Raw genomic sequence first — 26782 nt, 5'->3', positions numbered from 1 at the left:
CAATCGCTTTAAAATTCGCGATTACAAGCAGGCATACCGGTTGATTTTCGAATATCCGGAAGCTTTTTACACACGAAACGAATTCACAGTCATTGCGACTTTATGTCACCAGATGAATTCGAGCGAGTATATAAAAGAGCACACACTAAGGCGGAGCTGCGGGCAGGTTGAATTTGGGACAAATTTCTCATTTTAACTTGTACTAAATCTTGACATAGGACCAAAGCAGGGCTTTTCTTCCTTTGAGAGCGCTAATAACCTGATCTCCATGTTTGTGTTCTTCTTTAACTTTGTTCGTCCTCATTCCGCTTTGAACGGGCTTACACCCGCGCAAGTCGCCGGTCTCAGTTTACCCACCCGCAAAAAACGAGATTTTCCTCTCGTCGCTTGATATTTTCCTGTGTTTTGTCCCTCGCTCTTTCATTTTTACTTTACGGTGCCTTTGGTAACTTCATTATACTGAATACAAAACGAAAAGACAAATGTGTGGATTTAAGAAACAGAAAAAGGCTCTGACCTTTTACAGTCAAAGCCTCATCTGCCACTGCAATGCCTTAGTTTTATTAAGTTTTATCATACTGCCTTATCAAACCTCAGCATTTCCTGCAGCGTTTTTATTATGGCTCTTTCCTGCGGTTTTGAATGCGGCGTATGAGCAGCGCCGAGCCGCCGACGGCGAGCACGCCCCAGCCAAAGAGGAGCGATGCACGGACAATCCATTTCCCGGTTGCGTTCTTTTGCTTCTCGCCATGAATGTGAAGCTTTGCGTTTCCGCCTTCCCCGCACTGCACGGTAAATGTCATGCTCTCTTCGGCGGTAAGCGTACCGATATAAATCTCGGCAAACCCGAGTGCAGCACTGTCCCCCGAGAAAAGCATCACACTTTGCCCATTTTGCACACGCAGAAGCTTTACTTCACCTTGGCTTTCTTCTGCCGTGAGATATAACTCAAGCGGCACGGTACATTCGTTTTTGAATACAAGACTGAGGGGCACGCCGCTTTCGGCTATGACAGTCTTTTCTAAACGGTCTCCGCTGAAAAACACCGGCAGCAAAAACGCCGTGATGAACGCCAGGACCCGAACCGAAAACATGCGCACCCCTCCTCGGCCGCCGGGCGCGCATCACCATACGCGCCGCCTGTAAGAGGGCACCGACGGGCCTTTTTCTTCATGTATATGCGTGTGCGCCGGCGTTATATACGCACGGTACCGCATGACGATCTCCGCATGCCTGCCGAACAGCTTTTCCAAAAGCGTCAGGACGGTCTTTTTCTCTTCGCGATAGTGCTTTCCGTGTTTCATCGTTTTCCTATGCCCTTTCCGTAAATTTTGTGATCTCTACGGATAAAATACCACGACACAGCGAAATATTTTGTCATTCCCATCATGCGGAAATCTTGAACTTTCCACGCATTTGTGGTAAAATAAATCGGTTATTTTGAATTTGTGAAGAAACAGAGGTTATCATCTTGGCCGATTTTAGAAATGAGATTGAAAAACGGCGCACGTTCGCGATTATTTCGCACCCGGACGCCGGTAAAACGACACTGACGGAAAAGTTCCTTCTGTACGGCGGCGCCATTCAGCTGGCCGGTGCGGTCAAGGGCAAAAAGAATGCGCGCCACGCCGTTTCCGACTGGATGGAAATTGAAAAGCAGCGTGGTATCTCCGTCACCTCTTCTGTTATGCAGTTCCAGTATGAGGGCTACTGCATCAATATTTTGGACACCCCGGGCCACCAGGACTTCTCTGAAGACACGTACCGCACGCTGATGGCGGCAGACTCCGCCGTGATGGTCATTGACGCTTCAAAGGGCGTTGAGGCACAGACGAGAAAGCTTTTTAAGGTCTGCGTCATGCGCGATATTCCGATTTTCACGTTCATCAACAAGATGGACCGCGACGCGCAGAGCCCGTATGATCTTTTGGACGAGATCGAAAAAGAGCTCGGCATCGGCACCTACCCGATGAACTGGCCGATTGGCTCCGGTGTGGACTTCAAGGGCGTTTACGACCGCGAAAAGTCCGAAATTCTCGCGTTTGAAGGAGACAAAGAGCTGCGCGGTCAACACGAAGTCAAAGCGCACGAGATCGATCTGAACGACGCGGCACTTGAGACCATTCTCGGCGAAAGCCTGTGCCAGACGCTGCGCGATGACGTAGAGCTTCTGGACGGCGCGGGCTATGAATTTGACCTTGAAAAAGTGCGTCATGGCAAGCTCTCCCCCGTGTTCTTCGGCTCCGCTTTGACAAACTTCGGCGTGGAGCCGTTTCTCGAGAGCTTTCTGCGTATGACGACCTCCCCGCTGCCGCGCCAAACCTCGGAGGGTGTGGTTGACCCGTTCAGCAAGGATTTTTCTGCGTTCGTCTTCAAAATTCAGGCGAACATGAACAAGGCGCACCGCGACCGCATTGCATTCATGCGCATTTGCAGCGGCAAGTTTGAAAAAGGCATGGAGGTCACCCATGTGCAGGGCGGTCGCAAGATCAAGCTTTCGCAGCCGCAGCAGATGATGGCGCAGAGCCGCGAAATCATTGACGAGGCGTATGCGGGCGACATCATCGGTGTGTTCGACCCGGGCATCTTCTCCATCGGCGACACGATCTGCACGGGTAAAAAAGTGCAATTTGAAGGCATTCCAACGTTCGCGCCGGAGTTTTTCTGCCGCGTGCAGCAAAAGGACACGATGAAGCGCAAGCAGTTCGTCAAGGGCACTACACAGATTGCACAGGAAGGCGCCATTCAGATCTTCCAGGAGATCGCCTCCGGCATGGAGGAAGTCATTGTCGGCGTTGTGGGTACACTGCAGTTTGACGTATTCAAGTACCGCATGGAAAACGAGTACAACGTTGAAATTCGCATGGAAACGCTGCCGTACTCACTCATCCGATGGATCGACACGCCGGACGTGGACCTCAAAAAGCTGAACCTCACGTCCGACACAAAAAAGGTGCAGGACATTCGCGGACGTTACCTTTTGCTTTTCTCAAATGAGTGGAGCATCCGCTGGGCGCTGGAGCACAACGAAGGCCTGGAGCTTTCCGAGTTCAGCCGCTAAATTTTATAAAAAGCAACGCTCTGTATGGCTTTTGTGCCGTACAGAGCGTTGTTGTTATGTATTGCTGCTTGATTTTTGCTTGTGGCTGTCCGCGACGAACTCTTTCGGCGTCATGCCGGTGCAGCGCTTAAAGCGTCCGCAGAACGAGGCGGAATCCGAAAATCCGCAGGAAAGCGCCGTTTCACTGACAGTATATGTACCCGCCAGCAGCATTTTTTTCGCCGCATTGATGCGCACCTGCATCAAATATTGCTTCGGCGACATGCTTTCGGAAGCAGAGAAAATGCGGTAGAGATACGTGCGGTCTATGCCGATATGCCGCGCGAGGTCGCTGATCTGAATGGGATAGCCGTAGTTGCTTTTGATGTAGCCGATGGCCTTATTCACATACTCATGCTCGCGGGTGTACGCGCCGCCGTGTGCGGATTCCTCCAAAACGGACATCGCGCCGTAAAAGCCGCTCATCACTTTAAACAAGCTGCCTTTGTTGAATTCGTCAATCATCTCGTGCATGTAGCGGATGAACTCGTCGCCGTTTTCAAGCTTTGTTGTGTATTGGCTGACAAGGCCCGTGCGGCGCAGGATCTCCAGTACATCAAAGCCGTCGAATGCGACCCACATGTACTCCCACGGGTCTTCGCGATCGGCAATGTAATATGTGCGCTCACCCGGGCGGATGAGGAAGCACTCGTTTGCGTGCAGCGTGTAGGTTTCTTCTCCGACGGTATACGTACCCTTGCCGGAGATGACGTAGTGCAGCAAATACTGATTGCGCACGGCCGGACCCCAGAAATGCCCGCCCTCACATTTTTCGTAACCGCAGTAATACACGGTAACAGAGCCGCCGTTATTCAAATTTTCCGCTCTATGCTTTATGGTGTTCATACCCGTCCCTACCTTTGTAATTCCCTATTCAGTATAGCACACTTAAACACAAAATACAACAAAATCACAACGAAAAGAAACAAAAAATATAGAATCTGCACACTATGCACCGTATAATGAATACAAGAATCGTTTTTATGGAAGGAGTTACAGATTATGCCAAAAATTACATTCATGGGCGCGGGCAGCACCGTTTTTGCACGCAATGTGCTCGGCGACTGCATGTGCACGCCCTCTCTGTGTGAGAGCGAGATCGCTCTCTATGATATCGATGCCGAGCGTTTGGAAGAGTCTTACATCATTCTCAGCGCTATCAACAAGAATACGAACGGCGGCAAGGCGACACTGAAGACCTATTGCGGCGTTGAGAACCGCAAAGAAGCGCTGCGCGGTGCGGACTTCGTCGTAAACGCCATTCAAGTCGGCTTCTACGACCCGTGCACAATCATCGATTTCGAGGTGCCGAAGAAGTACGGTCTGCGCCAGACGATTGCCGATACGATGGGCATTGGCGGCATCATGCGTGCACTGCGCACCATTCCTGTTTTGGAAGATTTTGCCCGCGATATGGAAGAAGTTTGCCCGAACGCATGGTTCCTCAATTACACAAACCCGATGGCAATGCTTTCCGGCTACATGCAGCGCTATACGAACGTAAAGACCGTCGGCCTCTGCCACAGCGTGCAGGTCTGCTCTAAGGAGCTTCTAAAAGCCCTTGGTATGGAAGATAAGATTGAAGGCCGCCGCGAGCTCATCGCCGGCATCAACCACATGGGCTGGCTTTTGAAGATTGAAGACAAGGACGGAAACGACCTCTACCCCGAGATCAAGCGCCGCGCCGCAGAAAAGAATGCGACCGAAAAGCACAAAGATATGGTGCGCTATGAGTACATTCGCCGCCTCGGCTACTACTGCACCGAATCCAGCGAGCATAATGCGGAATACAATCCGCTCTTCATCAAGTCCCGTTACCCGGAGCTCATTGAACAGTTCAACATTCCGCTGGACGAATACCCGCGCCGCTGCATCAACCAGATCAAGGGTTGGAAGGAAGAAAAAGAAAGCATTTTGAAGGACGGCAAAGTGGAGCACACCCGCTCCAGCGAATATGCCTCCTACATTATGGAAGCTATGGTTACCGGCAACCCGTATAAGATCGGCGGCAACGTACTGAACACCGGCCTTATCGATAACCTGCCCGCCGATGCGTGCGTTGAGGTACCGTGCCTTGTGGACAAGATGGGCGTAAATCCGTGCCACGTTGGCCGCCTGCCGGTACAGCTTGCCGCAATGAACATGACAAACATCAACGCACAGCTGATGACAATCGAAGCGGCACGCACCAGAAAGCGCGAGGACATCTATCGCGCCGCTATGCTGGATCCGCACACCGCAGCCGAGCTTTCCATCGACGACATCGTGAAGATGTGCGACGACCTCATCGAGGCACACGGCGAATACATGGCGATGTACAAATAACTCAACGTTTTCCTCCATTGATACTTCTATAGAAAGCAATACACCCGCAGGAACGAACCGCCTGCGGGTGTATTGCTTTCTAACCAATTTTACTCGCCGTCTTCCCCGCTGCTTTCCGCGCTGACGAGGATGCCCACAACGGCGCCGTATGCAAGCGCGTCGCCGGGGCTGTCGGACTGATAACCGATGACGCGGCCGATCTTTGTATCTTCGCTGTACTGCGCCACCTGCACCGGCTCAAAGCCCAGCGCTTTCAGCTTTGTCATGGCTTCGTCAGCCATCATATCGGAAATATCCGGCAGCGTACGCAACTGCGGGCCTTTGCATACAGCAATCTTTACCGTGCTGCCGGCCTCGATGATCTCACCCGCGAGCGGATATTGCCCGGTGATTTGTCCCTCCGGCAATGTATCGCTGAATGTTTCTTTGTAGATCTCAAGCTCGAATTTATATTTTTTGTCCTTTTCTGTTAAGGAGAGCAGCTTGTCGTAATCCATACCGACAAGGTTCGGCACCTCAAGCGTTTGCTTTTCTTCGACAACGCCCGGATCTTTGATGAACGCAACGATGCTTTGCGGCGAGAATGGGCTGTCTTTGAACCAAACGCTCGTCACGGCAAAGATGACGACGAGTGTAAACACGAATGACGCGACAAGCCACAGGAAAGTAGGCACGCGACGCTTGCTCGGCGTGCGGCCGGAACCGCTCGGCAGCGAGCGCACCGTTTCGGTCTCGACGAATTTTTCCACAACGGTCGGCTCAGCGGCAAGCTCTGCGGAAAAGCGCGAGAAGCTTGACGTGCGGTGAGAGGGATCAACCTGTAGGCCGTTTGCAATAGCCGGAATAACCTGCTCCGGCAGCTGCTTTAGGATATTTTTGGAGATCATCAGGCGCGGGTCCTGCTTGCGCTTCGGCGCTTCCATGGGCGCGGCGCCCGTGAGCGCAAACAACAACGATGCGCACAGGCCGTAAACGTCCGTGACCTCATCACAGATTTTCGTTTTGGAGTACTGCTCCAGCGCCCAGCAGCCGGGGAAAATATCCTCAATGAGGTCGGTGCCGGCACGGCGCACAGACTGTATGTCAAAGCCCGTAACGATCATTTTATCGTCTTTTGTGATGCGCAGCGTGTTCGGCGAGATGCCGAGGTGCTCGACGTTCTGCGCATGAATGGCGCCGAGCGTGTGAATGACCGGGTAAAAGAACTGTTCGCACTGCGCCCAGCTTAGAACGCCGTGCTCCTCCACGTACTGTCGCAGGGAAACGGACTCTGTGAACGAGAACACGATGTACTGCGTGTTGTTCTGCGAAAACGTATCGATGGCGTGCTGAATGTGTTTTGTATCGGAAACACGCAGGAGCTTCTGCGCATAGCGCTCGAACTCGCTTAAATAGTCGCTGAACTTGAGTTCTGCCCCGCTGACCGGCAGTACGGACGCGCCGGTCTCGCCGCGCACAGCGATGGTATGTGGATAAAACTCACGCACCTCTACCTTCTGCGCCGTTTTGGCTTCCAACGCGGCGTATGTAATGCCCGCGCCGTTGACGTGCACGGCCTGTCCCACAAGGTATTTTTCGCCGAGCAATGTGCCGTACGGCAGCGCGTTTTTCACCTGATCGCCGTTGTGCCAGCCGCAGTGCGGACAGGTATTGCTGCTGTCCTCCATTGCTTCAAAGCATCTCATGCAATATAATTTGTTCTCTCCCATGCGCTCAGCTTCCTCTCGATCTCCGCTTCGGAATGCGGTGCATTTTTATACAACATCCCCGAAAAATTCTTTTCACTGAACACAGTATACCACATTTTGCCTGTGCTTTCAAGGTGTGTACGCACCCGAAAGCGCGAAGAAACTGTCGGAAAGCTGCAAGGGCCGCAATTTTAATAAAGTTGTAAGGAAAATTTTGCTTTTCTTTTCCGGCATATATTCGGGCAAAAAAAGAACGCTCCAGTCATAGGAGCGTTCTCTGTAATTCGATTTAAGCTGAAATTAAGCCTTGTCGATGGAACCGAAGAGCTCCATCTTTTCCTTAACGGTAGCCTTAATCGCCTCAAAGCCCGGAGCGAGGAGCTTTCTCGGGTCGAAGCCCTTGCCCTCGAGATCCTTGCCTGCTTCGATGTACTTTCTCGTAGCATCTGCGAAGGAGAGCTGGCACTCGGTGTTAACGTTGATTTTGGAAACGCCAAGGGAGATTGCTTCCTTGATCATGTCGGCCGGGATGCCCGTACCGCCATGGAGAACGAGCGGCATGGTGCCGGTGAGCTTCTGAATCTCAGCGAGAACGTCGAAGTTCAGGCCCTTCCAGTTTGCCGGGTACTTGCCGTGGATGTTGCCGATGCCTGCTGCGAGCATGTCGACGCCGAGGTCAGCAATCATTTTGCATTCCTTCGGGTCTGCAACTTCGCCGCCGCCGATAACGCCGTCTTCCTCGCCGCCGATTGCGCCGACCTCAGCCTCAACGGAGATGCCCTTTGCATGAGCGATGCCGATGAGCTCGGTGGTCTTTGCGATGTTCTCTTCGATCGGATAGTGGGAACCGTCGAACATGATGGAAGAGAAGCCTGCTTCGATGCAAGCCTTAGCGCCTTCGTAGGAGCCGTGGTCGAGGTGCAGAGCAACCGGAACCGTGATCTTCAGGGTCTCCAGCATGCCGTTTACCATGCCAACTACGGTGTTGTAGCCGCACATGTACTTGCCTGCGCCCTCGGAAACACCGAGGATGACCGGAGAGTTGTTCTCCTGAGCTGTGAGCAGGATAGCCTTTGTCCATTCGAGGTTATTGATGTTGAACTGACCGACAGCGTATTTGCCTGCCTTAGCCTTGTCCAGCATTTCCTTTGCAGATACTAACATAAATTCAGCCTCCATGATCCATGAAAGGATTTTTATTTCTTTGTATATTATAGAATATACAGCGCAAAAAATCAACCCTATTTGAAAATATCGGGCTGTTTCGCGTTATTTTACAAAAAAAGTAAGACCTTTTCGCGATTTCTTACGACAAGGTCTTACAAAATACCGTTTATATTCAGTTATCGGAAGACTTGCGCTGGAGCAGGACGGCGGCGATGATGATCGCGCCCTTGAAGGCTTCGCGCAGGAACGGCGGAACGCCGAGGAGATTGAGGAGGTTGTTCATAACGGCGATGATGAGCATACCGAATACAGTACCCACAACGGAGCCCTTGCCGCCGGACATGCTGGTGCCGCCGACGATGACCGCCGCGATGGAATCGAGCTCATAACCGCTGCCGGCGTTTGCCGGGTCCATAGCGCCGATGCGGGAGACTTGCAATACGGCCGCGATAGCGACAACCGCGCCCATCAGCGCATATACGCCGAGCTTTACACGATTGACGTTGATGCCGGAAAGACGGGACGTCTTCTCGTTGGAGCCGACCGCGAACACGTGGCGGCCGAACACGGTCTTCTTAGAGACGATGTACAGCACGAGCGCGATGAGGAGCCAATAGAGGATCGGCATAAACATCTGGCCGCCGACCTTCACACGGGCAATCTGCTGGAAACCCGTCGGAACCTTCGGCGAACTGGACTGCATGAACTGCTGCGTCACGCTGCGCAGGATCTTCATGGCACCGAGCGTTGCGATGAACGGCGGAATCTTGCCCGCAGTGACCATGAGGCCGTTGAGGCCGCCGAAAATGATGCCGGCCGCGATGGAGATCAGAATGGCAACTATGTACGCAGGTGCGCCGGTAAGGCCGATCGCGCCGAGCCAACCGCCGTTTGCGGCGTCGATAAGCGTCATGGTAATGGCGCCGACCGCGACGAGCGTGGAGCCGACGGCAAGATCAATGCCGCCAGAGATAATGACGAACGTCATGCCGAGCGCGATGATACCGACGCTGGAGTTGTTACGGAGAATGTTCATCCAGTTGTTAATCCATGCGCCGAACCATTCGCCGAAGCTTGCATAGTCAAAGCCGAGCGCGAGTGTCTGCAGAATAACCATGACGATCAGAGCAATGCCTGTGGAAAACAGCGCATTATTCTTCCAATTATCGCGGAACCATGCGCCAAAGCCCTTTTTGTTTATTTTTTCGTTCATTATACCTGTCCCCCTGTTGCAAGGCGCATGATGGCCTGCTCATTCATTTCATCGCCGACAAGCTCGCCCTGCACGCTGCCGTGGAACATCACGACGGTGCGGTCGCACACGCGGATAATCTCCTGGGCCTCGCTGGAAAGCACAATGACGGCGACGCCCGTCTCTGCGAGCTTCAGGATAATATCGTAGATTTCCTCCTTAGCACCTACGTCCACGCCCTGTGTGGGGTTATCGAACACAAGCACCTTTGGGTTTGCATCCAGCCACTTTGCCAGCACCACCTTCTGCTGGTTGCCGCCGGAAAGGCTGCCGATGAGATCTTTTGCGGAGCCGAGCTTGATGTGCAGCTCTTTTTCGAAATCATCAAAATCCTTTTCAATCTTCTTCGAGTGCAAAAAGCCCATCTTGCTGTCTCTGGGCCATGTGACGACCGTGCCGTTTTCAAGAATACTCATATCCTTGATGATGCCGTTTTCCTTGCGGTTGCGCGGCACATAGCCGATGCCGGCCTTGAGCGCCTGACCCGTAGTGCGGATATGCACGGGCTTGCCCTCTACTTCTACCGTGCCGGAAGCTCCGTGTATTGCGCCGAAAACCGCCTGAAACAGCTCACTTCTGCCGTCGCCCAAAAGGCCCGTGAAACCGAGCACCTCGCCGGCGTGCACTTCAAAGCTGACGTTTCTGAAATGCGGCTCCAACGTCATGCCCTTGCCGCTTAAAATAACATTACCAATCTTTTTCTCACGGCGGAGCGACTGTGTGCGCACATCGTGGCCGACCATGTCGCGCGCCAGCATATCGACAGAAGTCTCCGAGACAAGGCCGGAGGAAACCATATTGCCGTCTCGCAGCACTGTGTAACGTGTGCAAATCTCCATGACCTCGCGCAGCTTATGAGAAATGAACACAATGCCTACGCCGCTCTTTCTCAGCGTATTCATCATATCGAACACACGGCGAATTTCCGGCTCCGTAAGCGAAGTGGTCGGCTCGTCCATGATGATGATGGAAGCCTCCATCAAAAGTGCGCGGGCAATCTCGACAATCTGCTTATAGGAAGCATCGAGGTCGCGCACCATGATACGCGGGTCGAGGTCAAGGTCCATTTTTTTGAAAACTTCGTTCGTTTTCGCAATCATCGCGGCGGAATCCAGGAAACGGTTCTTCTTCCGCAGCTCGTGGCCGATAAACATATTCTCGTAAATGGCAAGATCATTTACAAGGTTTAATTCCTGATGGATAAAAGCAATGCCATGCTTCAGGGAATCCGCCGGCGTTTGAAACGCAACGCGCTTGCCGTCCAACAGGATCTGGCCCTGATCCGCATGATGGACGCCGCCGAGAATATTCATCAGGGTAGATTTTCCAGCGCCGTTTTCACCGAGCAGCGCGCAGATCTCGCCGCCGTTTAAGGTAAACGAAACGTCCCGCAGAACATCGTTTGCACCGAAGGATTTGTAGATCCCCTTCATTTCAAGTGTCATACATACACTTTCCTTTCTGTATGGCGTACAAATAGGAGATCTGCCGCCCATAAAAGACAGCTATCCCCTTTTAACAAAAAAGGCTGCTGCTTGCGCAACAGCCCCTTTGCAGAACTTTTAAATTAGTAAACGGTGTTCTCCGGGTCGAGGTACTCGTCAACGTTGTCTCTGTCAACAACTGTTGTGGAGATGATCTTGACCGGCTCTACGTCCTTGCCTGCGAGAACGTCAAGTGCCATATCAACAGCGTCCTTGACCATCAGCGGGCTGTAAAGAGAAGACTCAATCCAAATGTTCTCGTTTTCCTTCATCATGTTGAAGTACTCCTGGCAGCCGCCGCCACCGGTGATGACCTTAATGTCGTCACGGTTTGCTTCGGAAATAGCCTGCAGAACACCGATGGAAGTCTCGTCGTCCATGGAGTAAACAGCGTCGATGTGATCGTTGCTGGTGAGGATGTCGGCGAAGTCAGCCTGACCGGCTTCACGGGTGAACTGCGTAGCATACTCAACAATCTCCATATCCGGCGCAATCTCCTTGATGGTATCCATGAAGCCCTTCTTACGGAGCTCTGCAACGGAACCGGAGGTCGGAACGTCAAGAACGACGACTTTGCCGGTGGTGCCGATTTTATCGACAATGTACTTAGCGCCTTCAACGCCCATGGATTCGTTATCGCCGGATACACGGTAAACGCCGTCCGCTGCGATCTCGATATCGAAGTTTACAACAACGATGCCCTCATCGATTGCTTCCTGAATCGGCACTTCCATGCCTTCCCACTGCGGGAATGCAACGATAGCTTCTGCGCCCCAGGACTTGAGGTCGTCGATCTGAGAAGTCATTTCCTCAGCGTTGTTACTGGTGTAGAGCTTGTAATCGACAGTGTCGCTCAGCTCTTTGCAGCGCTGCTCAGCATAATATGCAACACCTGCGACCCAACCGTGGGTAACAGCCGGTGCAAGAATGCCGATCTTGGTCTTTTCCGTGGAAGTGCTTTCCTCGGAAGACGCGGAAGACTCGGATGCTTCTGCAGAGGATTCAGAGCTGACAGCACTGGATTCCTCAGAGGCAGAGCTTGTGGAAGAGGTTCCGTTGCCTGCGCATGCTGCGAAGGTGACGCAGAGAAGCGCGAGCGCCAGAACAATGCTCAATACCTTTTTCATGTGTGTTTCCTCCTGTATCTGCGATCTGCCGCAGATGATCTGAAATATTTTGAGACGTTGTGAATAAACTGTAAACGCCTCATACACTGGGTATTTTACTCTTTGTTGTATACTTTGTCAATGATATTTCATGAAAATTTTACGTTTTTTAGCGGTTTTCTTTACAAGCGGCATTCTCCCTGCCCTATCTACTTGATTTCCTGCTTTGCGGTGTGATAAAATATTTGGGAATATGGGGCGGGTTTGCTCTTTGCAGCTTTTTAACGCCTCGCTCTACTCATCGTTCGGGGCCCCCCTAATTGGGTTTCCCGAGCAAAGCAGTCCACCGGACTGTTTTGCTTCCCTTCCTGATTTTTGGATAGGCAAAAAGATTTCGTCGTCTGCGGCCGACGATTTAGGGCGCTGCCCTAAAAAACCGCAACCGAACGCGTGCGTTCGGTTTAAGCTTCTTGAAAAAGCTTGCGCAAAACTCTGTGCGTTCGCTTTACTTTAGCTTAGATAGCTTCAATATTAAATAATTGAAAGTGTGTTTTTATGGCAAATATCATTCCCATCACGTCCTTTTCCGCGCCGGAACTGGACGTTTTTGCGCGGCTTACGGAAAACCAGCTTGTCAACCGCGCCGACCCCGCAAACGCAATGTTCATTGCCGAAAGCCCGCTCGTTATCGGCCGCGCCTTAGACGGCGGCTGCGTGCCGCTCTCTTTTTTAATGGAAACGAAGCATGTGGAAGGCAAGGCCGCAGAAATTCTATCTCGCTGCCCCGAAGACATTCCCGTTTACACGGCGGAGCTGGACGTTTTAACACAACTAACGGGCTTTAAGCTAACCCGCGGCATGCTGTGTGCGATGCGCCGCCCGGCTCTGAAAAGTGTTGCGGAGATTTGCACAAATGCGCGCCGCATTGCCGTGCTCGAAAATGTGATGAATCCCACGAACATCGGCGCAATCTTCCGCAGTGCGGCGGCGCTCGGCATGGACGCGGTTTTATTGACCGCCGCCGGCAGCGACCCGCTGTATCGCCGCGCGAGCCGCGTGAGCATGGGCACGGTCTTTCAGGTGCCGTGGACGTATCTGCCCGAAGACGTTTCGTGGCAGGATACACTGCACGGTCTCGGCTTTAAGACGGCCGCCATGGCGCTGCGCGACGACACGCTTCCCCTCTCTGACCCGCGTTTGGAGAAAGAGCCGAAGCTCGCCGTTGTGCTTGGCACCGAAGGTGACGGCCTTGCAAACACGACGATCGAGCATTGCGACTACACAGTGAAGATTCCCATGTCGCACGGTGTGGACTCGCTGAACGTTGCCGCCGCAAGCGCCGTGGCGTTTTATCAACTCGGCACACTGCACAACAAAGCATGAGAAAAGGACGCTGCCCACCGGGGCAACGTCCTTCGTTTTTACCACTTTTCAAAATGCACGCGGTTTTCTTCGTAGCGGCTTTCACGCGGTTCTTTATTCTCTTTCGCGGGATAGCCGAGTGCAAGAGCGGAATGCGGCACGATAGTCTCCGGCAGGTTAAACAGTGCGGCTTGCTTTTCAACACGGTCCATCTGCGGCCATGTGCCGAGCCACACAGAGCCGAGGCCGAGTGCATCGGCGCAAAGCGTCATATTCTGCACGGCAATGGCGCCGTCGATGATCCAATAGTCCTTCGCGGGTGGGAATGCACGCTCGAGATCGCCGCAGATCAGAATGGCGGCCGCAGCCTTTTTCAGCGGCTGTGCCGGTCTACCGTTCGCCTCTGCCATTTCAAGCAGCTTTTCGCGGTCGGTGACGACGATGAACGACCAATCGCGCGCATTCACGCAGCAAGGGCCACTCATGCCGGCCTCTAAAATCCGGTGCAGCTTCTCTTCTTCAATGGGCTGTGCGGTGAAATCCCGCACGCTTCTGCGATTAAAAAGGTTTTGCAAAGCATCCATACGGGCACGCTCCTTTATGTTTTTCGAAGTCGTTTTGATTTTACCGTTATTCTACCACGCAAGAAGAAAAGTTGCAAGTGAAACTTTTCTGAGATTCTAAAAGCACCGAAGCAACGTTATATTGGAGTTTCACTGTTTTATTTTGGATTTATCGCAACGCGCTGCGGTATTCAGCGGGCGTCATGTGCTTTACTTTTTTGAACGCCGCCGCAAACTTACTGGCGCTGTCGTATCCGACCTGTGCGGCAATCTCGGCAATGTTCCGGCGTTTTTCACGCAACAAAATTTCCGCCGCGTAATTCATGCGATAATCGGTGAGCCACGCGCCGATGGATGTGCCGTACGCTGCCTTAAAGCAGGTCTTCATCGGTGTCAGCGCAAAATCGAATCGTGCAGAAAGCTCTTCCTGCGTGAAGTTTTCGGAGATATGCTCGGCGAGAAAATCGCGCACGGCCTTGGTTTTTTCAAGCTGCGTCTTATAAAAGTACGGATGCGCCGCGTTTTCCTTCGGCGGCGTCATGCTGTCGAGCGCGAGCAGCAGCTCCAGTATTTTGATCTGAAAATAGGAAATACGTGCTTTTTCCGGCACGCGGTACATTTCCTCAAAAATGCGTGCGACCTGCTCCGTGCACGCAATAACCTTAGGCGTTCCGTTCAGCGCAAAGCGGCGCAGAATCGCCGCCGGGGTAACGGAAAAGCCCGCCATGACGTTCGGCAGGGAACGCGAGGCCTGCTCCGGGTCGAGCGTGACCACGAGTCCATGGTAATGGCTGGAAGGCAAGTCGAGCTTCTGCGAGCATGACGCGCCGTTTTCAAGCTTCATCTCACCGGCGCTCACATAGAAAAAAGCGCCTTCTCCCAACGCGTAGGCCATGCGCCCTTCGCGGCAGTGCTCGATCGTGAGCCGCATACGGTCGTCGGTCTTTCCGCATACGCAGTGCGTCATATGCAGATCTCGAAACCGAAGCTCCACACCCGGAAAAATGGTATAGCATGTCACAGTGCCCTCGCCCGTCTCGTTGCGCAGCTGCCACACGGCACAGCCGTCACTTTCCGCAAGCAGCATCGTGTTTTGCTCTTCTTGTTGTATCGCGTCACGCATGATACGCGCCCCCTAACATTATGTTCTGACTGCGGGAAAAGAGACCGTTGCCCGCGTGCGGCATTGTATTAAAAGTTAGCAACTTCTAACTCGAATTCAAAAATAAAAGTGAAATTTTCGCTCTATTTGGTCTTTTCGCCCTATTTCCTTGTTAGTGATCTTTTATGTATCGCCAAAACAGAATTTCTCGGTTCACGGTTGACTTCTGCTTTAATTTCGTGTATGCTATATTCGAAAGTTAGTTAACACTAACTTATTCGATTTCACTGTATACGGAGGATACATATGGAAACATTTTACGGCATATTGATTCCGTTTCTTGGCACCTCGCTCGGCGCAGCGTGCGTGTTCTTCATGAAAAAATCGCTCAGCGATCGCGTACAGCGCAGCCTGACCGGCTTTGCGGCAGGTGTGATGGTGGCGGCTTCGGTATGGAGCTTATTGATCCCCGCCATAGAGCAATCCGCAGCGCTCGGCAAGCTCTCGTTTCTGCCGGCAGCGATCGGATTTTGGACAGGCGTTTTGTTTCTGCTTTTGCTTGACCACACCATCCCCCACCTGCACCGCAGCAGCGAACAGGCGGAAGGCCCGAAAAGCCGACTGCACCGCACCACAATGATGATGCTTGCCGTCACGCTGCACAATATTCCGGAGGGTATGGCCGTAGGCGTGGTGTACGCCGGGTACCTTTCCGGCAGCGCACAGATCACCGCCGCAGGCGCACTTGCACTTTCGCTCGGCATTGCCATTCAAAATTTTCCCGAAGGCGCCATCATCTCCATGCCGTTGCACGCTGAAGGCATGAAAAAGTCGCGTGCGTTTTTGGACGGCGTGCTTTCCGGCGCGGTGGAACCCATCGGTGCCGTGCTGACCGTTTTGGCCGCCCAGCTCATTGTGCCGGCGCTGCCGTACCTTTTGAGCTTCGCCGCCGGAGCAATGCTGTACGTCGTCGTAGAGGAGCTTATCCCCGAAATGTCACAGGGCACGCACTCCAACATCGGCACGGTGTTTTTTGCCGTGGGCTTTACCGCCATGATGATCTTAGACGTTGCGCTTGGGTGAACGGTGTGAATGCCATTTTAAATGCTTTGCTCTTTTCAGCCTTAACGGCTCCGTTTCATCGCGCAAAAAGTTAGTTTGTTCTAACCCGCAAATCTATTATAACGCGCCATTCAAAAAAAATCAAGGGCATACCGCAAAAGCATTTCATCTTTAATGCGGTATGCCCTGTTTTGATCTCCTCGATTTTTTCAAAAATTCCTCATATAGCAAAAAGTCCTGACTTTCCGAAGAAAATCAGGACTTTGGTGGAGACGGACGGGATCGAACCGTTGACCTCTTGAATGCCATTCAAGCGCTCTCCCGGTTAGTGCGGTTACATACCCCCTAAACCGGGTCAAAAGAGCGCTTCAATACGCGGGCTTCTCCACCATAAGAAAGCTTGGCTTTAAGCACATATATATTCTTTGACTTCGCGTGCGATTTGCTCCCAAATATCATCAGGTAATTCTTTGAAATTATAATATTTCCCAGCATACATAGATTGATAGTCATAGTTTTCGGGTAGTACGCTCCCGCTCGTTGTTCTCTTGTCATCCCATGCAACAGCGTATGAGTGAAACTCGTGAATCAAGGACAAAAGAGCATCAATATCTTTAATTCTCCAACCCATGACATAGTCTTTTGTTGCACGCTTTGCGGCCTCGATGTCTGTAAACTGAAAACACCCTTGCACATCACAAGTCCCCGGAATTCTCTGTTTGATTGCATTAAGCGCTATGTCAGAATACTTCTGGCACAGCTCATAAAACTGTGTGCTTTCAAGGTTTTCAACGCCTGGCCATAGCAGGTCAATCTGTTCCTTTTTATTTTGTAATCCAAGATAAAAATAATCCTTGGAGTCGTTAATTACGCTCATAGATACACCTCCCATTTAATTTTGCGCTATTATTATATCATACGCTATTGCAAAAAGCGACAGAAAATTACGTTTTGAGAATTGCACTGTCCGAGGAGACTGTGGGGGCGTTTTCCAATATCCCAAACAGAAAGGAGGTTTCCCACTGCTGGCCAGTCTGCTGACTGGTCTTTTTTATGCCATGTCGAAGAAAGTTAATTGTGGCAGGCGATATAGAGAACATCAACCCCAAGATCAAGGAGCCAAAGCGGCTTGAGACAAAATGTCCCAAAGGATTATTTGTTAACCGATATGTAAGATACAAAGGGGGTTACCTTGGTAGTATATCTTTATGCGCTAAAACAAATTCCCGCCTTATCGCTTCCAGCATTTTGGGAGAAGGATAAATTGTTTTGTCCGGAAAATCCATTGTTGCATACTCTTTGGCGTAGTATTTTGGCATTCGATTATACCAGTCCAACATAAGGTGGAGTTTTTGCTTCTGTTCTTCTGTTTCTGGAGTGGCGGCATTCATAATGTGCATTACATTTCTATTAATGACTTGCAAAAGTGCTATTCCATGTTTCTTGGCGTATTCATACGCTCCACTTTGAAAGCCACAGGTGGAGATCATAATTCCTTTATGTGCACCAAGGCTTTTTACTTTATCGGCTAACACAGCAACTTTCTCACGAGAAACGGGAGAAGAGTATCTCTTGCACTCTGCTATGACTTTGAACTCAACGCCCATGGCAATAAACCTTGCATAGACATCTATTTGGTATGTACCATCATCAGCAGGAATAGATACATTATGCTGGATCGAGAAGTCTGATAAATGCTCAGCTTCTGCATAGCCCTTCAATATTTCCAAGCAAAGTTCTTCAAATTCCGTTGGGGATATACTCGCAACGAATTCTCGATAAGGATTGATTGCCCCCATTATTACTCCTCCATGGATGCTCTTTTATCTTTTTCTCTATCAAAATTTACTGCAAGGCAAAGGTATATTATCAACTCCCTTGCCAACTTTAAGAGACGGAATGTATTATTTTCAATTTTTTCCTCGGTAGTATATTTTGTAAAAGATGTATTATGCGATTGCGTTCCAGTGCGTAGACAATTATGCTCTATGTCGTTTCTCATCTGGAAGATTCGTTCTGCGTGAGGGGTAGTAACATTAATTTCTTTTCTTTCGTAGAAATCTTTTTGGAGCCAATACATTGCTTTAACCAGAGGGTTATCCGAATGAGTATTCATGATAGGCTTGGGAATTGTGAAATACACTTGTCCATTTCCATCAATCAGTTGTTCTTTCCATATATTTTTGAAACTTACTTTTGTATCTGTAAGCCCCACTTCAAAATACTGGTTGATGAAAAATCCAATCCTATCAAATAGAGAGTATGCTGCCTTAAAGGCAGTTCGTAACATACTTTCTCTTAAAGAATGATCTGAAGAATCCCCCGTATCAACTAAATCCAATTCCCGATCCGAATAATGCTCGTTTGCTTCTTCCGTTGATGTCTTATACCATAAGAGTCTGGCCCAATTATATTCTTGCTTGATTTGGTTAAACAGGCCAATGAATTCTTTTTCTCTGTCACTATATGGCGCTTCAAAGGGAAGATTGATGCTATCAACTGCAAAGCAGTGATCAGATAATATTTCCAAACACGGGTCTAAGAAAAGTCGGAATAAAAGCAAATAGTTTCGATAATCGGCTTCATCTTGGTTGTCTACTTCAAATAGTGGAAGTTCTAGTGGTTTGTTCAAATAGTTCTCAACATATGCAGAATCGAACAAAGAAATATTGGATTTCAAACCTTCCAAATAATCTTGATCTTCTAGGTTTATCTTGCAACGTTCTGTTTGCTTATAATAGTAATAGCAGGCATGATGATAGTAGCTCTGCTCATAACGTTTGATTTGCAACGGTGCACACCTAAACAGCAAAAACGATAGATTGAGACTTGCCATCGCAAAATCATTGCTAATCAGCAAAGCGTCTTGAAAACAGTCTATTGCCACAATATGGCGACCTAATGCTCGATAAGCGTTTCCGAGATTTGTGTATGACCGCATGGCAATATACTGAGCTACTTTTACTTCAGCACTGTCGCTGTCTGCATCATAATAATTGGTTTCATACATATCTAAGGCGCAGCGCAAATGGTATAATTCTTTTTCAAGGTAACGCTCGCTATATACTCCTTCAATCATGCGGAGATCGTGATATGCATTCGCAATGTCATAATGAATCTGCATTTTGGTCGATATATTATGCTCGCCAGACAGCAAGGCTTCCGCTAACTTGATAGTGGGCGGAATTTCCTTAGCATTCTTGTCGAGGTATAAATTGTCAAAGGCCATAGACAAGTCTCTAACGGATTTATCTATGACAGTAGAAAAATTGTTCTCAAATTCAGCTATTTTCTCTTTGTAGTTTGGCATACCAACAGTCCTCTATTTCTTCCGAAAACTAATCATAGAACACATTAATTATAGCATCAAATTCTAGTATTTTCTACAATAATAATACCGTTCAATAGGACAACGGGCGGTAATGTACACCTTTCTGAAAGGAGGTTTCCCGTTGCTGGCCAGTCTGCGGACTGGCTTTTTTCATGCCACGAAAAGGAGGTTTGCAAATGGCAGATGACAAGAAAAACATTCCCGAGGCAGCCCCGCCCGCCGAGGCTCCCGCTCCCACGGTAGAAAATGCCGCTGTGCCGGAACAGCCTGCTCCCCAGCCCGTGCTGACCGACGCAGAGGCGGTCATGCTGGAGCGTGAGGGGCAGGCGGCGCTCTTTGAAATGGGCGAGGCCGTGCCTGATCCCGCTGACGCTGTTACCCACGCCGAGGTGGAGGAGCCTGCCGCTCCCGAACTCCCCAAGGCTGAAAAGGAGCATGAACAGCCGCCCGCTCCCGGCAAGGATGACCCCGCCCCGGTACATTCCGGCAAGGTAGTGGATTTTGCCGCTGCCCGTGACGAGGCGGCCAAGGAGGAGAAAAAGGCGGTTAAGCAGAAACTGCCCACGGAAAAGGACAAGGCCGCCAAACCCGGCAGAGGCCGTCCGCCCAAGGAGGGCAAGGCCGCTCCCGATAAGGCTAAGCCGCCTAAACCTCGGGACAAAAAGTCCCAAAGCAAGCCCGTCCCGGAGAAGCCTGCCGTGGATAAAGGCGGCGCTCCCGCTGGCACGGAGGTCACGCCGGAGCCGTCTGCGCCCCGTGACGCTACCCGTGCCGAAAAAGAGGAGATCGTCTATCTCAACCTGTCTGACCTGCACCCGTTCAAAAATCACCCGTTTGGTGTCCGGGACGATGCGGAGATGCAGGGGCTTGTGGAGTCGGTCAAGGCAGCGGGCGTCAATCAGCCCGCACTGGTGCGTCCCCGTGAGGATGGCGGCTATGAGATCATCGCAGGCCACCGCCGCCAGCGGGCAAGCGAGCTTGCCGGATTTGCGAATATGCCGTGTATCGTCCGCAACATGACGGACGATGAAGCCATCCTCGCCATGACGGATGACAACCTCCGCCACCGTGAGCGCATTTTGCCCACGGAAAAGGCGCAGTCGCTCAAAATGCAGGTGGAGGCCATCAAGCACCAAGGCTCCCGCCCCGGCGAGGAGGACAAGGACGCCGGAAAACGCTCTACGCAGGTCGTGGGAGATCGCAACGGCATGAACTACAAGCAGGTGCAGCGGTATATCCGCCTGACCGAGCTTGTGCCGGATTTGCAGAAAATGGTGGACGAGAAAAAGCTGGCGTTCACCCCAGCGGTGGAGATCTCATTCATTCGTCCCAAAAATCAGAGGTATATCGCCGTGTCCATCGAGGGGCAGCAGTCCTCGCCCTCGCTGTCGCAGGCACAGAAAATGCGGGAGCTGGACAAGGACGGCAAACTCAACGGTGATGTGATCGACGGGATTCTGTCGCAGGAGAAAAAGGAGGTAGACAAGGTGATCATCAATAGTGCGGAACTGGAAAAGTATTTCGGCAAGGACAAGTCCCCGAGGGAAATGAAGGACAAAATCATTTCTCTGCTGGATGACTGGAAGGCCAAGCAGCCGCCCGAGCTGGGTAAGCCCGAAAAGAAAACAGATCTTGAAAAGTGACCTTGGGACTTTTTGTCCCGAGGTCTTTCGTTTATGAATTGGAGGTTTTTACAATGAAACGACCCCTCGCATATATCACCGCTGCATGGTGCGGCAGCGACCACGAAAACACAAAGCTGGCGGCGCAGTATTGCCGCACGGTGTATGAGGCGGGCTTTTCGCCCATCTGCCCGACGCTCTATCAGCCGCTTTTCCTCAATGACGCCGTTCCCGAGGAGCATAAGAGCGGCATCGACATGGGGCGCGACCTGCTCCGCCGTTCTCATGTGCTGGTGGTGTGCGGCCATACCGTCACCGAGGCCATGAAGAACGACATCGCCGTTGCCCAGCGGCTGGGGATCACCGCCACCACCCTTGAGGGCATTTTGACCGTCAAGGGACAGGGGCGCAGATAAGATGACGGCGCTCCGGCTGGGGAGCCTGTTTGACGGGATCGGCGTATTCCCGCTGGCGGCGGTGCGCTGCGGCATTGAGCTGGTATGGGCAAGCGAGATTGAAAAAGCCCCTATCTCCATCACGAAACGCCACTTTCCCGATATGGCGCATTTGGGGGATGTGACGAAGCTGGACGGGCGGGATCTCCCGCCCGTCCATATCATCACCTTTGGCTCACCATGTCAAAATCTTTCGCAGATCGGCAACCGCAAGGGGCTTGCGGGAGAAAAGTCCAGCCTGTTCTTTCAAGCCATCCGCATTATCCGTGAAATGAGGGAGGCGACAAATGGTCTATTTCCAGCAATCGCTGTTTGGGAAAACGTCATGGGAGCGTTTTCATCAAATGACCGGATGGATTTTAGAGCCGTCCTATCCGCTTTCACAGACGCCGATGTTTCAATGCCTGCTTCTGGAAGATGGGCAGGAGCCGGAATGGTGCGAGGGCGAACGCCTGACCTCTGCTGGCGGCTCATGGACGCCCAGCATTGGGCAAGCCCCCGGCTGGCACGACGGCAGCGCATCTTTCTTGTGGCAGACTTTGGAGGACGGCGTTCCCACGAAATACTTTTTAAGCCCCGCACAATGCAGTCACTTCCTGCACTTGGCGGAGATCGCGGGCTGCCCGCCGCCTGCGGAGATCGAGGCTCTTTTATTGAAGCAGGGCGGCGTGTACCAGTTACCCGACCCTTTCAATGCTTCCGTATGCGGGCGTCCGCCAAGGAACGGACGGAAACAGCGTTCCGAAACAGCTTCGGACTGCCAACTGACCCTTTTCCCACTCTGTTAGCGGGCGGCATTTCGCCCTTTGCCTTTTGGTATGAGGATGATCCCGCCGGGGGCTGCGTCCGCTTTCCCACGGAAACGGAATGTGAGCGGCTGATGGGGCTGCCGGAGGGCTGGACAAGGTACGGTGCGGACGACGAGAAAATCCTATCCTCCCACCGCTACCGGGCGTTGGGAAACGCCATCGCGCTGCCCTGCGCCGAGTACATCATGGCAGGGATTGCGGAGGCGCTGACAAAAGGAGGTGCAAATGACGGTATTTGAAGCCTACATCACCAACCTCGGCAAATACGCCGAGGGGCAGCTTGTGGGGGAAACGCTGAAATTTCCGGCCACCACAGAGGAGGTGCAATCGCTCTTAAAGAACATCGGCGTGGACGGTGTGCGGTATGAGGAGTTTTTCATCACCGCCTTTGACGGCGATGTGATGGGCTTATACGACTATCTCACCGAGTATGAAAACTTGGACGAACTGAACCATCTGGCGCACCTCATTTCCGAGCTGGACAGCGACGAGATCGAAACGTTGGAGGCTGCGCTCAACAAGGGCGACCATACTTCCAGCGTGGCAGACATCATCAATCTCGTTCACAATCTGGACTGCTACGAGCTGCACCCCGGCGTGACCGACGATGAAACGCTGGGGCGCATCTATGTGGAGGACATGGAGCTGTTGGATGTGCCGGATAATGTGCTGCCCTACTTCGATTTTGAAGCCTATGGGCGGGATATGCGGATCAACGAGGGCGGCCACTTCGCCCCCACGGGCTATCTGACCCGCAGCGGCGACTTCAAGGAGGTGTACCACGGCATCGAGGACATTCCCGCCGAACACCGCATTTTTGCGTACCCCAAGTTGAATATCCGGGAGCAGATGGCGGCCTACAAGGAGGTCATAGACCGTTCCTCTTTGGAGGGCGAGCGCCTGCACCCGAGAAAGGAGCATGATGACCGCTGACCTTGGGACAACTTGTCCCAAGGTCATAATTCTATCAGAGAGGAGGCGATGACGGCTGGTAGATGAGGATATTTCCCGGCGCACGATTGCCATATCGGTGAAGGCGTCGAAGCTGACCGCTCGGGGGCTTGCCTATGTTGTCCGGGCGGTGGGGCGCAAGATCGCCAAGGCGCACCGGGCAAAGCAGACACCTCACGGCAAGCAGACCGTAAAAAAGCTCATGGCGCACGGCACATCCACCAGCAGCCTTGAACTGTCCGGGGACACAAAGCTCTTTGACCGGGTAGCCCGGAAATGGAATGTGGACTATGCCTTTTATCAGACCGAACCGGGGAAATACCTGCTGTTCTTCAAGTCCGGGCAGGCGGACGCTATGACCGCCTGCTTTTCGGAATACTCCCGCAAGGTACTGGATAAGGCCAAGTCCCGCCAACCCACGATCCCCGAACAGATGAAGCAGGCGGAACAGCAGCTTGCCAAGGAAAAGCCGCCCAAGGAGCATATCAAGGAGGTGTCGCATGACAGATAAGCTCCGTAAATATGTGCTGCCAAACATTCCCTATGTGTTCATCGGCTGGGCGTTCCTCAAGCTGGGGACGGCCTACCGTCTGGCGGCGGGCGGCGATTTTGCCCATAAGTTTATCGGTTTGGGACAGACCGTCGGCGCGGCCTTTGCCGATTTCGCCCCCGGCCTTGCCCTCTTTGACTGGCTGGTGGGTATTGTGGGCGCGGTGGCGTTCCGCCTGCTGATTTACTTCAAAAGCAAGAACGCCAAGAAATACCGCCGGGATGCGGAGTACGGCAGCGCCCGCTGGGGCAACGAAAAGGACATCAAGCCCTTTGTCGATCCTAAATTTGAAAACAATATGCTGCTGACCGCCACGGAACGGCTCACCATGAACACCCGTCCGAAAAATCCCGCTAACGCCCGCAACCTCAATTTCTGCGGGATCGGCTCGTCCGGCTCCGGCAAGACCCGCTTTTGGCTCACGCCGCAACTCCTGCAAGCACATTCTTCCTATGTGGTGGTAGACCCCAAGGGCGGTGTGCTGGGGCAGGTCGGCTCATTTTTGCAAAAACGGGGCTACAAAATCAAGGTGTTCAACAGCATTGATTTTTCAAAATCCATGCACTATAACCCGCTGGCGTATATCAAGACCGAGGCCGACATTCTAAAGTTTGTCAACGCCCTCATTTCCAACACCAAGGGCGAGGGCAAGGAGGGCGATCCGTTCTGGACGAAGGCGGAAACGCTTTTGTACTGCGCCCTGCTGGGCTACATCATTTTTGAGGGAGCCGAGGAGGATCGCAATATGAATACGCTGGTGGACATGATCTCCGGCATGGAGGTCAAGGAGGATGACGAGGACTTTCTCAACGCCGTGGACTATATGTTCAAGGGGCTGGAACAGCGCAAGCCGAATTGCTTTGCAGTGAAGCAGTATAAAAAATACAAGCTAAGCAGCGGCAAGACGGCCAAAAGTATTTTGATCTCTTGCGGCGCGCGGCTTGCTCCCTTTGATATTCCCCAGCTTCGGGAGATCATGTCCTATGACGAGCTGGAGCTTGACCGCATGGGAGATTGCCGGACGGCGACCTTTTTCTGTATCAGCGATACCGACAGTACCTACAATTTCCTTGTGGCGCTGGCCTTTTCGCAGATGTTCAATCTCCTGTGCGAACGGGCGGACAATGTTCACGGCGGGCGGCTGCCCTATCATGTGAGGGTGCTGTGGGACGAGGCGGCCAACACCGGACAGGTGCCGACTTTGGAAAAGCTGGTGGCGGTCATCCGCTCACGGGAGATCAGCCTGTGCCTGCTGTATCAGCAGCTTGCTCAATGCAAGGCCATTTACGATAAGAACACTGAAACCATCCTTGGCAACATGGACAGCGTGCTGTTCCTCGGTGGCCGTGAGGCCAGCACCATCAAGGAAATTTCCGAGAACTGGCTGGGCAAGGCCACCATCTCCATGCAGACCGAGGGGCGCTCACGGGGCCAGTCTGAAAGTTACAGTCAGAACACCCAACGGCTGGGGCGGGAGCTGATGACCCCAAGTGAGCTTGCCACCATGCCCGGAGATCGGTGCATTTTGCAGCTCCGAGGGCTGCCGCCGTTCTATTCCAAGAAATACGATTTGAAACAGCACCCCAATTATCGCTTTACGGCGGAGGCCGATAAAGTGAAAAACGCCTTTGACCTCGACAGGCTCATTGACCGCCGCAGGCGACCGGGTATGAACGAGGAATGTGAGGTGTACGAAGTGTCCGTGCCGGACGAGGCGCTCACAGACGAGGACGAGGACATCCTCAACTATGACGACCTCGACGACCCGGACGCTTTTGTATAGAGCTTTGGGACATTTCGTCCCAAAGAAGAACTCACACTCTGCCTTACGACGAAAGTGTGAGTTAGAAGAATTATTCTGATTTGCTGTCTGTGTTATCGGCACTCACTTGGCGGACTGTAACCAACTGTTGCAACTTCTCCCCAACTCCGTGCAATTCTCTGGTCTGGGCTTTCATTTCTTTCAAAAAATCATCAAAATCGCAGTCCACGGAAAAGAATGTTGCATAGGAGTCAAAATCAATGTTAAACGCTTCTTTGTATGTACGCTCACCATCTTGGTAGACCACTTGCCCCGAAAGAGGATATTTGTCTGTGTTTTCACGGAATTTGTTTGAGCCGAAGTAGAGATCATAATGTTGCCCAATTCCAATAATACATTCTTTGCCGTTTGCTCGCTTTAACATTTCGCTAAATGAAGGCTCTTTGAGGCTGTCTAAAAAAGTTTGGTCAAGTTGTATGCGTACATGATTTGCAAGACGTTTTCCATGATTTGAAAAACGCAGCCCGTAAAACACTTTTCGCTCATAAATAAGCTCAACGGTTATATATGGACGATTATCTTCTTCATATTGACGGCGCATCTCAGCAGCTTGATCTCTTGAAGCCTTGGTTGCCCCATAGTTATAGTAGCAAATAAGAATTGTAGCTAAAACATAGATTGCGGTTAACACAACCATTGCCCAATCAGTCATTTATTTTCACCTCACTAATTGTTTTTATCTACATTATACCGCAATTCAAATTGCCAAGCAATGAGAAAGGAGCCCTTTTTATGTTACCAAGAGCCCCTCCCGCAAAAAAGAAACCTTGTATAAAAACCAGTTAGTAGGCTGCCGCCCGCAAGGGCGGCTTTTTTCATGGCCGGGGCTTTGTCCCCGGAGAATAGGAGGCTATATGCAGTTTTTCGCTTCTGCCATCACCACTTTGCAGACCCTTGTGATTGCCCTCGGCGCTGGCCTTGGCGTGTGGGGCGTGGTCAATCTGCTGGAGGGCTATGGCTCGGACAACCCCGGCGCTAATGCTCATGTACGGTAGAGAAGCACAAGACATGGATAGCCAGCCCTGCCACTA

The 26782-nt window shown here is 51.9% G+C and carries 24 protein-coding genes and 2 pseudogenes; 12 read left to right on the top strand and 14 right to left on the bottom strand.

The window, feature by feature from the left end; all coding sequences use genetic code 11:
- Positions 1 to 223 precede the first annotated feature (223 nt).
- A pseudogene (locus ACLTX1_RS12040) lies at positions 224 to 391 on the top strand (IS6 family transposase); the annotation flags it as partial.
- Between the two features lie 226 nt (positions 392 to 617).
- Here ACLTX1_RS12040 and ACLTX1_RS12035 read toward each other — a convergent pair.
- Together ACLTX1_RS12035 and ACLTX1_RS12030 are read right to left on the bottom strand one after the other, a co-directional pair.
- Entirely contained in the window at positions 618 to 1094 is a 477-nt protein-coding gene (locus tag ACLTX1_RS12035) for a hypothetical protein (RefSeq protein WP_308449744.1), read from the bottom strand.
- 30 nt (positions 1095 to 1124) lie between these two features.
- On the bottom strand, positions 1125 to 1304 hold the full coding sequence (locus ACLTX1_RS12030) for a hypothetical protein (protein WP_308449743.1): 180 nt from the start codon (positions 1302 to 1304) through the stop codon (positions 1125 to 1127).
- Positions 1305 to 1471: 167 nt separating this feature from the next.
- Between ACLTX1_RS12030 and ACLTX1_RS12025 the strand changes: the two genes are divergently transcribed.
- Positions 1472 to 3061: a peptide chain release factor 3 gene (locus ACLTX1_RS12025; protein WP_308449742.1), complete on the top strand. Its 1590-nt coding sequence runs from the start codon at positions 1472 to 1474 to the stop codon at positions 3059 to 3061.
- A gap of 54 nt (positions 3062 to 3115) precedes the next feature.
- Here ACLTX1_RS12025 and ACLTX1_RS12020 read toward each other — a convergent pair whose 3' ends face one another.
- Positions 3116 to 3946, bottom strand: coding sequence for an AraC family transcriptional regulator (locus ACLTX1_RS12020; protein ID WP_176820506.1), 831 nt, complete (start codon positions 3944 to 3946; stop codon positions 3116 to 3118).
- Between the two features lie 156 nt (positions 3947 to 4102).
- Between ACLTX1_RS12020 and ACLTX1_RS12015 the strand changes: the two genes are divergently transcribed.
- Entirely contained in the window at positions 4103 to 5425 is a 1323-nt protein-coding gene (locus tag ACLTX1_RS12015; protein WP_412331026.1) for an alpha-glucosidase/alpha-galactosidase, read from the top strand.
- An 89-nt stretch (positions 5426 to 5514) separates the two neighbouring features.
- On the opposite strand, the gene ACLTX1_RS12010 is transcribed toward ACLTX1_RS12015, so the two are convergent.
- The 5 genes from ACLTX1_RS12010 to ACLTX1_RS11990 all read right to left on the bottom strand — a co-directional run bounded on the left by ACLTX1_RS12010 (position 5515) and on the right by ACLTX1_RS11990 (position 12143).
- Complete coding sequence (locus tag ACLTX1_RS12010) at positions 5515 to 7134, bottom strand: PASTA domain-containing protein (RefSeq protein ID WP_412331025.1); 1620 nt, start codon at positions 7132 to 7134, stop codon at positions 5515 to 5517.
- A 279-nt stretch (positions 7135 to 7413) separates the two neighbouring features.
- Positions 7414 to 8277 (bottom strand): class II fructose-1,6-bisphosphate aldolase, encoded by an 864-nt coding sequence (gene fba, locus ACLTX1_RS12005; protein ID WP_176820503.1) that lies wholly within the window; start codon positions 8275 to 8277, stop codon positions 7414 to 7416.
- A gap of 175 nt (positions 8278 to 8452) precedes the next feature.
- Complete coding sequence (locus tag ACLTX1_RS12000) at positions 8453 to 9493, bottom strand: ABC transporter permease (protein WP_412331024.1); 1041 nt, start codon at positions 9491 to 9493, stop codon at positions 8453 to 8455.
- Positions 9493 to 10977 carry a sugar ABC transporter ATP-binding protein gene (locus tag ACLTX1_RS11995; RefSeq protein WP_412331023.1) on the bottom strand — a complete coding sequence of 495 codons (1485 nt, stop codon included), beginning with the start codon at positions 10975 to 10977 and terminating at the stop codon, positions 9493 to 9495. The genes ACLTX1_RS12000 and ACLTX1_RS11995 overlap by 1 nt, the downstream gene beginning before the upstream one ends.
- 122 nt (positions 10978 to 11099) lie before the next feature.
- Entirely contained in the window at positions 11100 to 12143 is a 1044-nt protein-coding gene (locus tag ACLTX1_RS11990) for a substrate-binding domain-containing protein (RefSeq protein WP_176820500.1), read from the bottom strand.
- Positions 12144 to 12677: 534 nt separating this feature from the next.
- On the opposite strand from ACLTX1_RS11990, the gene ACLTX1_RS11985 reads away from it, so the two are divergent.
- Positions 12678 to 13505 carry an RNA methyltransferase gene (locus ACLTX1_RS11985; RefSeq protein WP_308449735.1) on the top strand — a complete coding sequence of 276 codons (828 nt, stop codon included), beginning with the start codon at positions 12678 to 12680 and terminating at the stop codon, positions 13503 to 13505.
- 38 nt (positions 13506 to 13543) lie between these two features.
- Here ACLTX1_RS11985 and ACLTX1_RS11980 read toward each other — a convergent pair whose 3' ends face one another.
- Positions 13544 to 14068, bottom strand: coding sequence for a nitroreductase family protein (locus ACLTX1_RS11980; RefSeq protein ID WP_308449734.1), 525 nt, complete (start codon positions 14066 to 14068; stop codon positions 13544 to 13546).
- A gap of 148 nt (positions 14069 to 14216) precedes the next feature.
- Positions 14217 to 15170: an AraC family transcriptional regulator gene (locus tag ACLTX1_RS11975; protein ID WP_308449733.1), complete on the bottom strand. Its 954-nt coding sequence runs from the start codon at positions 15168 to 15170 to the stop codon at positions 14217 to 14219.
- Between the two features lie 285 nt (positions 15171 to 15455).
- Here ACLTX1_RS11975 and ACLTX1_RS11970 point away from each other — a divergent pair, with 285 nt between their 5' ends.
- A complete protein-coding gene (locus ACLTX1_RS11970) occupies positions 15456 to 16232 on the top strand; it encodes a ZIP family metal transporter (RefSeq protein WP_373367786.1) in 777 nt (258 codons plus the stop codon).
- A gap of 385 nt (positions 16233 to 16617) precedes the next feature.
- Here the strand turns inward: ACLTX1_RS11970 and ACLTX1_RS11965 are convergent, their stop codons facing one another.
- The 3 genes from ACLTX1_RS11965 to ACLTX1_RS11955 all read right to left on the bottom strand — a co-directional run bounded on the left by ACLTX1_RS11965 (position 16618) and on the right by ACLTX1_RS11955 (position 19521).
- Positions 16618 to 17088, bottom strand: a complete 471-nt coding sequence (locus ACLTX1_RS11965) for a hypothetical protein (protein WP_308449732.1) — start codon at positions 17086 to 17088, stop codon at positions 16618 to 16620.
- Positions 17089 to 17398: 310 nt separating this feature from the next.
- Complete coding sequence (locus ACLTX1_RS11960; RefSeq protein WP_213543446.1) at positions 17399 to 18010, bottom strand: restriction endonuclease; 612 nt, start codon at positions 18008 to 18010, stop codon at positions 17399 to 17401.
- Positions 18011 to 18012: 2 nt separating this feature from the next.
- A complete protein-coding gene (locus ACLTX1_RS11955) occupies positions 18013 to 19521 on the bottom strand; it encodes an LA2681 family HEPN domain-containing protein (RefSeq protein ID WP_308449731.1) in 1509 nt (502 codons plus the stop codon).
- Between the two features lie 197 nt (positions 19522 to 19718).
- On the opposite strand from ACLTX1_RS11955, the gene ACLTX1_RS11950 reads away from it, so the two are divergent.
- From ACLTX1_RS11950 to ACLTX1_RS11925, 6 genes are all read left to right on the top strand, one after another.
- On the top strand, positions 19719 to 21185 hold the full coding sequence (locus ACLTX1_RS11950) for a ParB/RepB/Spo0J family partition protein (protein ID WP_412331022.1): 1467 nt from the start codon (positions 19719 to 19721) through the stop codon (positions 21183 to 21185).
- Positions 21186 to 21238: 53 nt separating this feature from the next.
- Positions 21239 to 21580: a hypothetical protein gene (locus ACLTX1_RS11945; protein ID WP_117473715.1), complete on the top strand. Its 342-nt coding sequence runs from the start codon at positions 21239 to 21241 to the stop codon at positions 21578 to 21580.
- 1 nt (position 21581) lies between these two features.
- The gene (locus ACLTX1_RS11940) at positions 21582 to 22667 is read left to right on the top strand and encodes a DNA cytosine methyltransferase (protein WP_412331021.1); all 1086 of its coding nucleotides are present in this window, start codon (positions 21582 to 21584) and stop codon (positions 22665 to 22667) included.
- Entirely contained in the window at positions 22654 to 23361 is a 708-nt protein-coding gene (locus ACLTX1_RS11935; protein WP_412331020.1) for an antirestriction protein ArdA, read from the top strand. Before ACLTX1_RS11940 ends, ACLTX1_RS11935 begins: the two co-directional genes overlap by 14 nt.
- A 112-nt stretch (positions 23362 to 23473) precedes the next feature.
- The gene (locus tag ACLTX1_RS11930) at positions 23474 to 23890 is read left to right on the top strand and encodes a PcfB family protein (RefSeq protein WP_412331027.1); all 417 of its coding nucleotides are present in this window, start codon (positions 23474 to 23476) and stop codon (positions 23888 to 23890) included.
- Positions 23880 to 25712 carry a VirD4-like conjugal transfer protein, CD1115 family gene (locus tag ACLTX1_RS11925; protein ID WP_412331019.1) on the top strand — a complete coding sequence of 611 codons (1833 nt, stop codon included), beginning with the start codon at positions 23880 to 23882 and terminating at the stop codon, positions 25710 to 25712. Before ACLTX1_RS11930 ends, ACLTX1_RS11925 begins: the two co-directional genes overlap by 11 nt.
- A gap of 70 nt (positions 25713 to 25782) precedes the next feature.
- Here the strand turns inward: ACLTX1_RS11925 and ACLTX1_RS11920 are convergent, their stop codons facing one another.
- A complete protein-coding gene (locus ACLTX1_RS11920; RefSeq protein ID WP_308450128.1) occupies positions 25783 to 26403 on the bottom strand; it encodes a hypothetical protein in 621 nt (206 codons plus the stop codon).
- A gap of 202 nt (positions 26404 to 26605) precedes the next feature.
- Between ACLTX1_RS11920 and ACLTX1_RS11915 the strand changes: the two are divergent.
- Positions 26606 to 26734 (top strand): annotated as a pseudogene (locus ACLTX1_RS11915) (Maff2 family mobile element protein); the annotation flags it as partial.
- Positions 26735 to 26782 lie beyond the last annotated feature (48 nt).

This window comes from Hominenteromicrobium sp., assembly GCF_046974225.1.
In the GTDB taxonomy this organism is placed as follows: Bacteria; Bacillota; Clostridia; order Oscillospirales; family Acutalibacteraceae; genus Hominenteromicrobium; species Hominenteromicrobium mulieris.
This window is presented reverse-complemented; position numbering and strand designations above follow the sequence as displayed.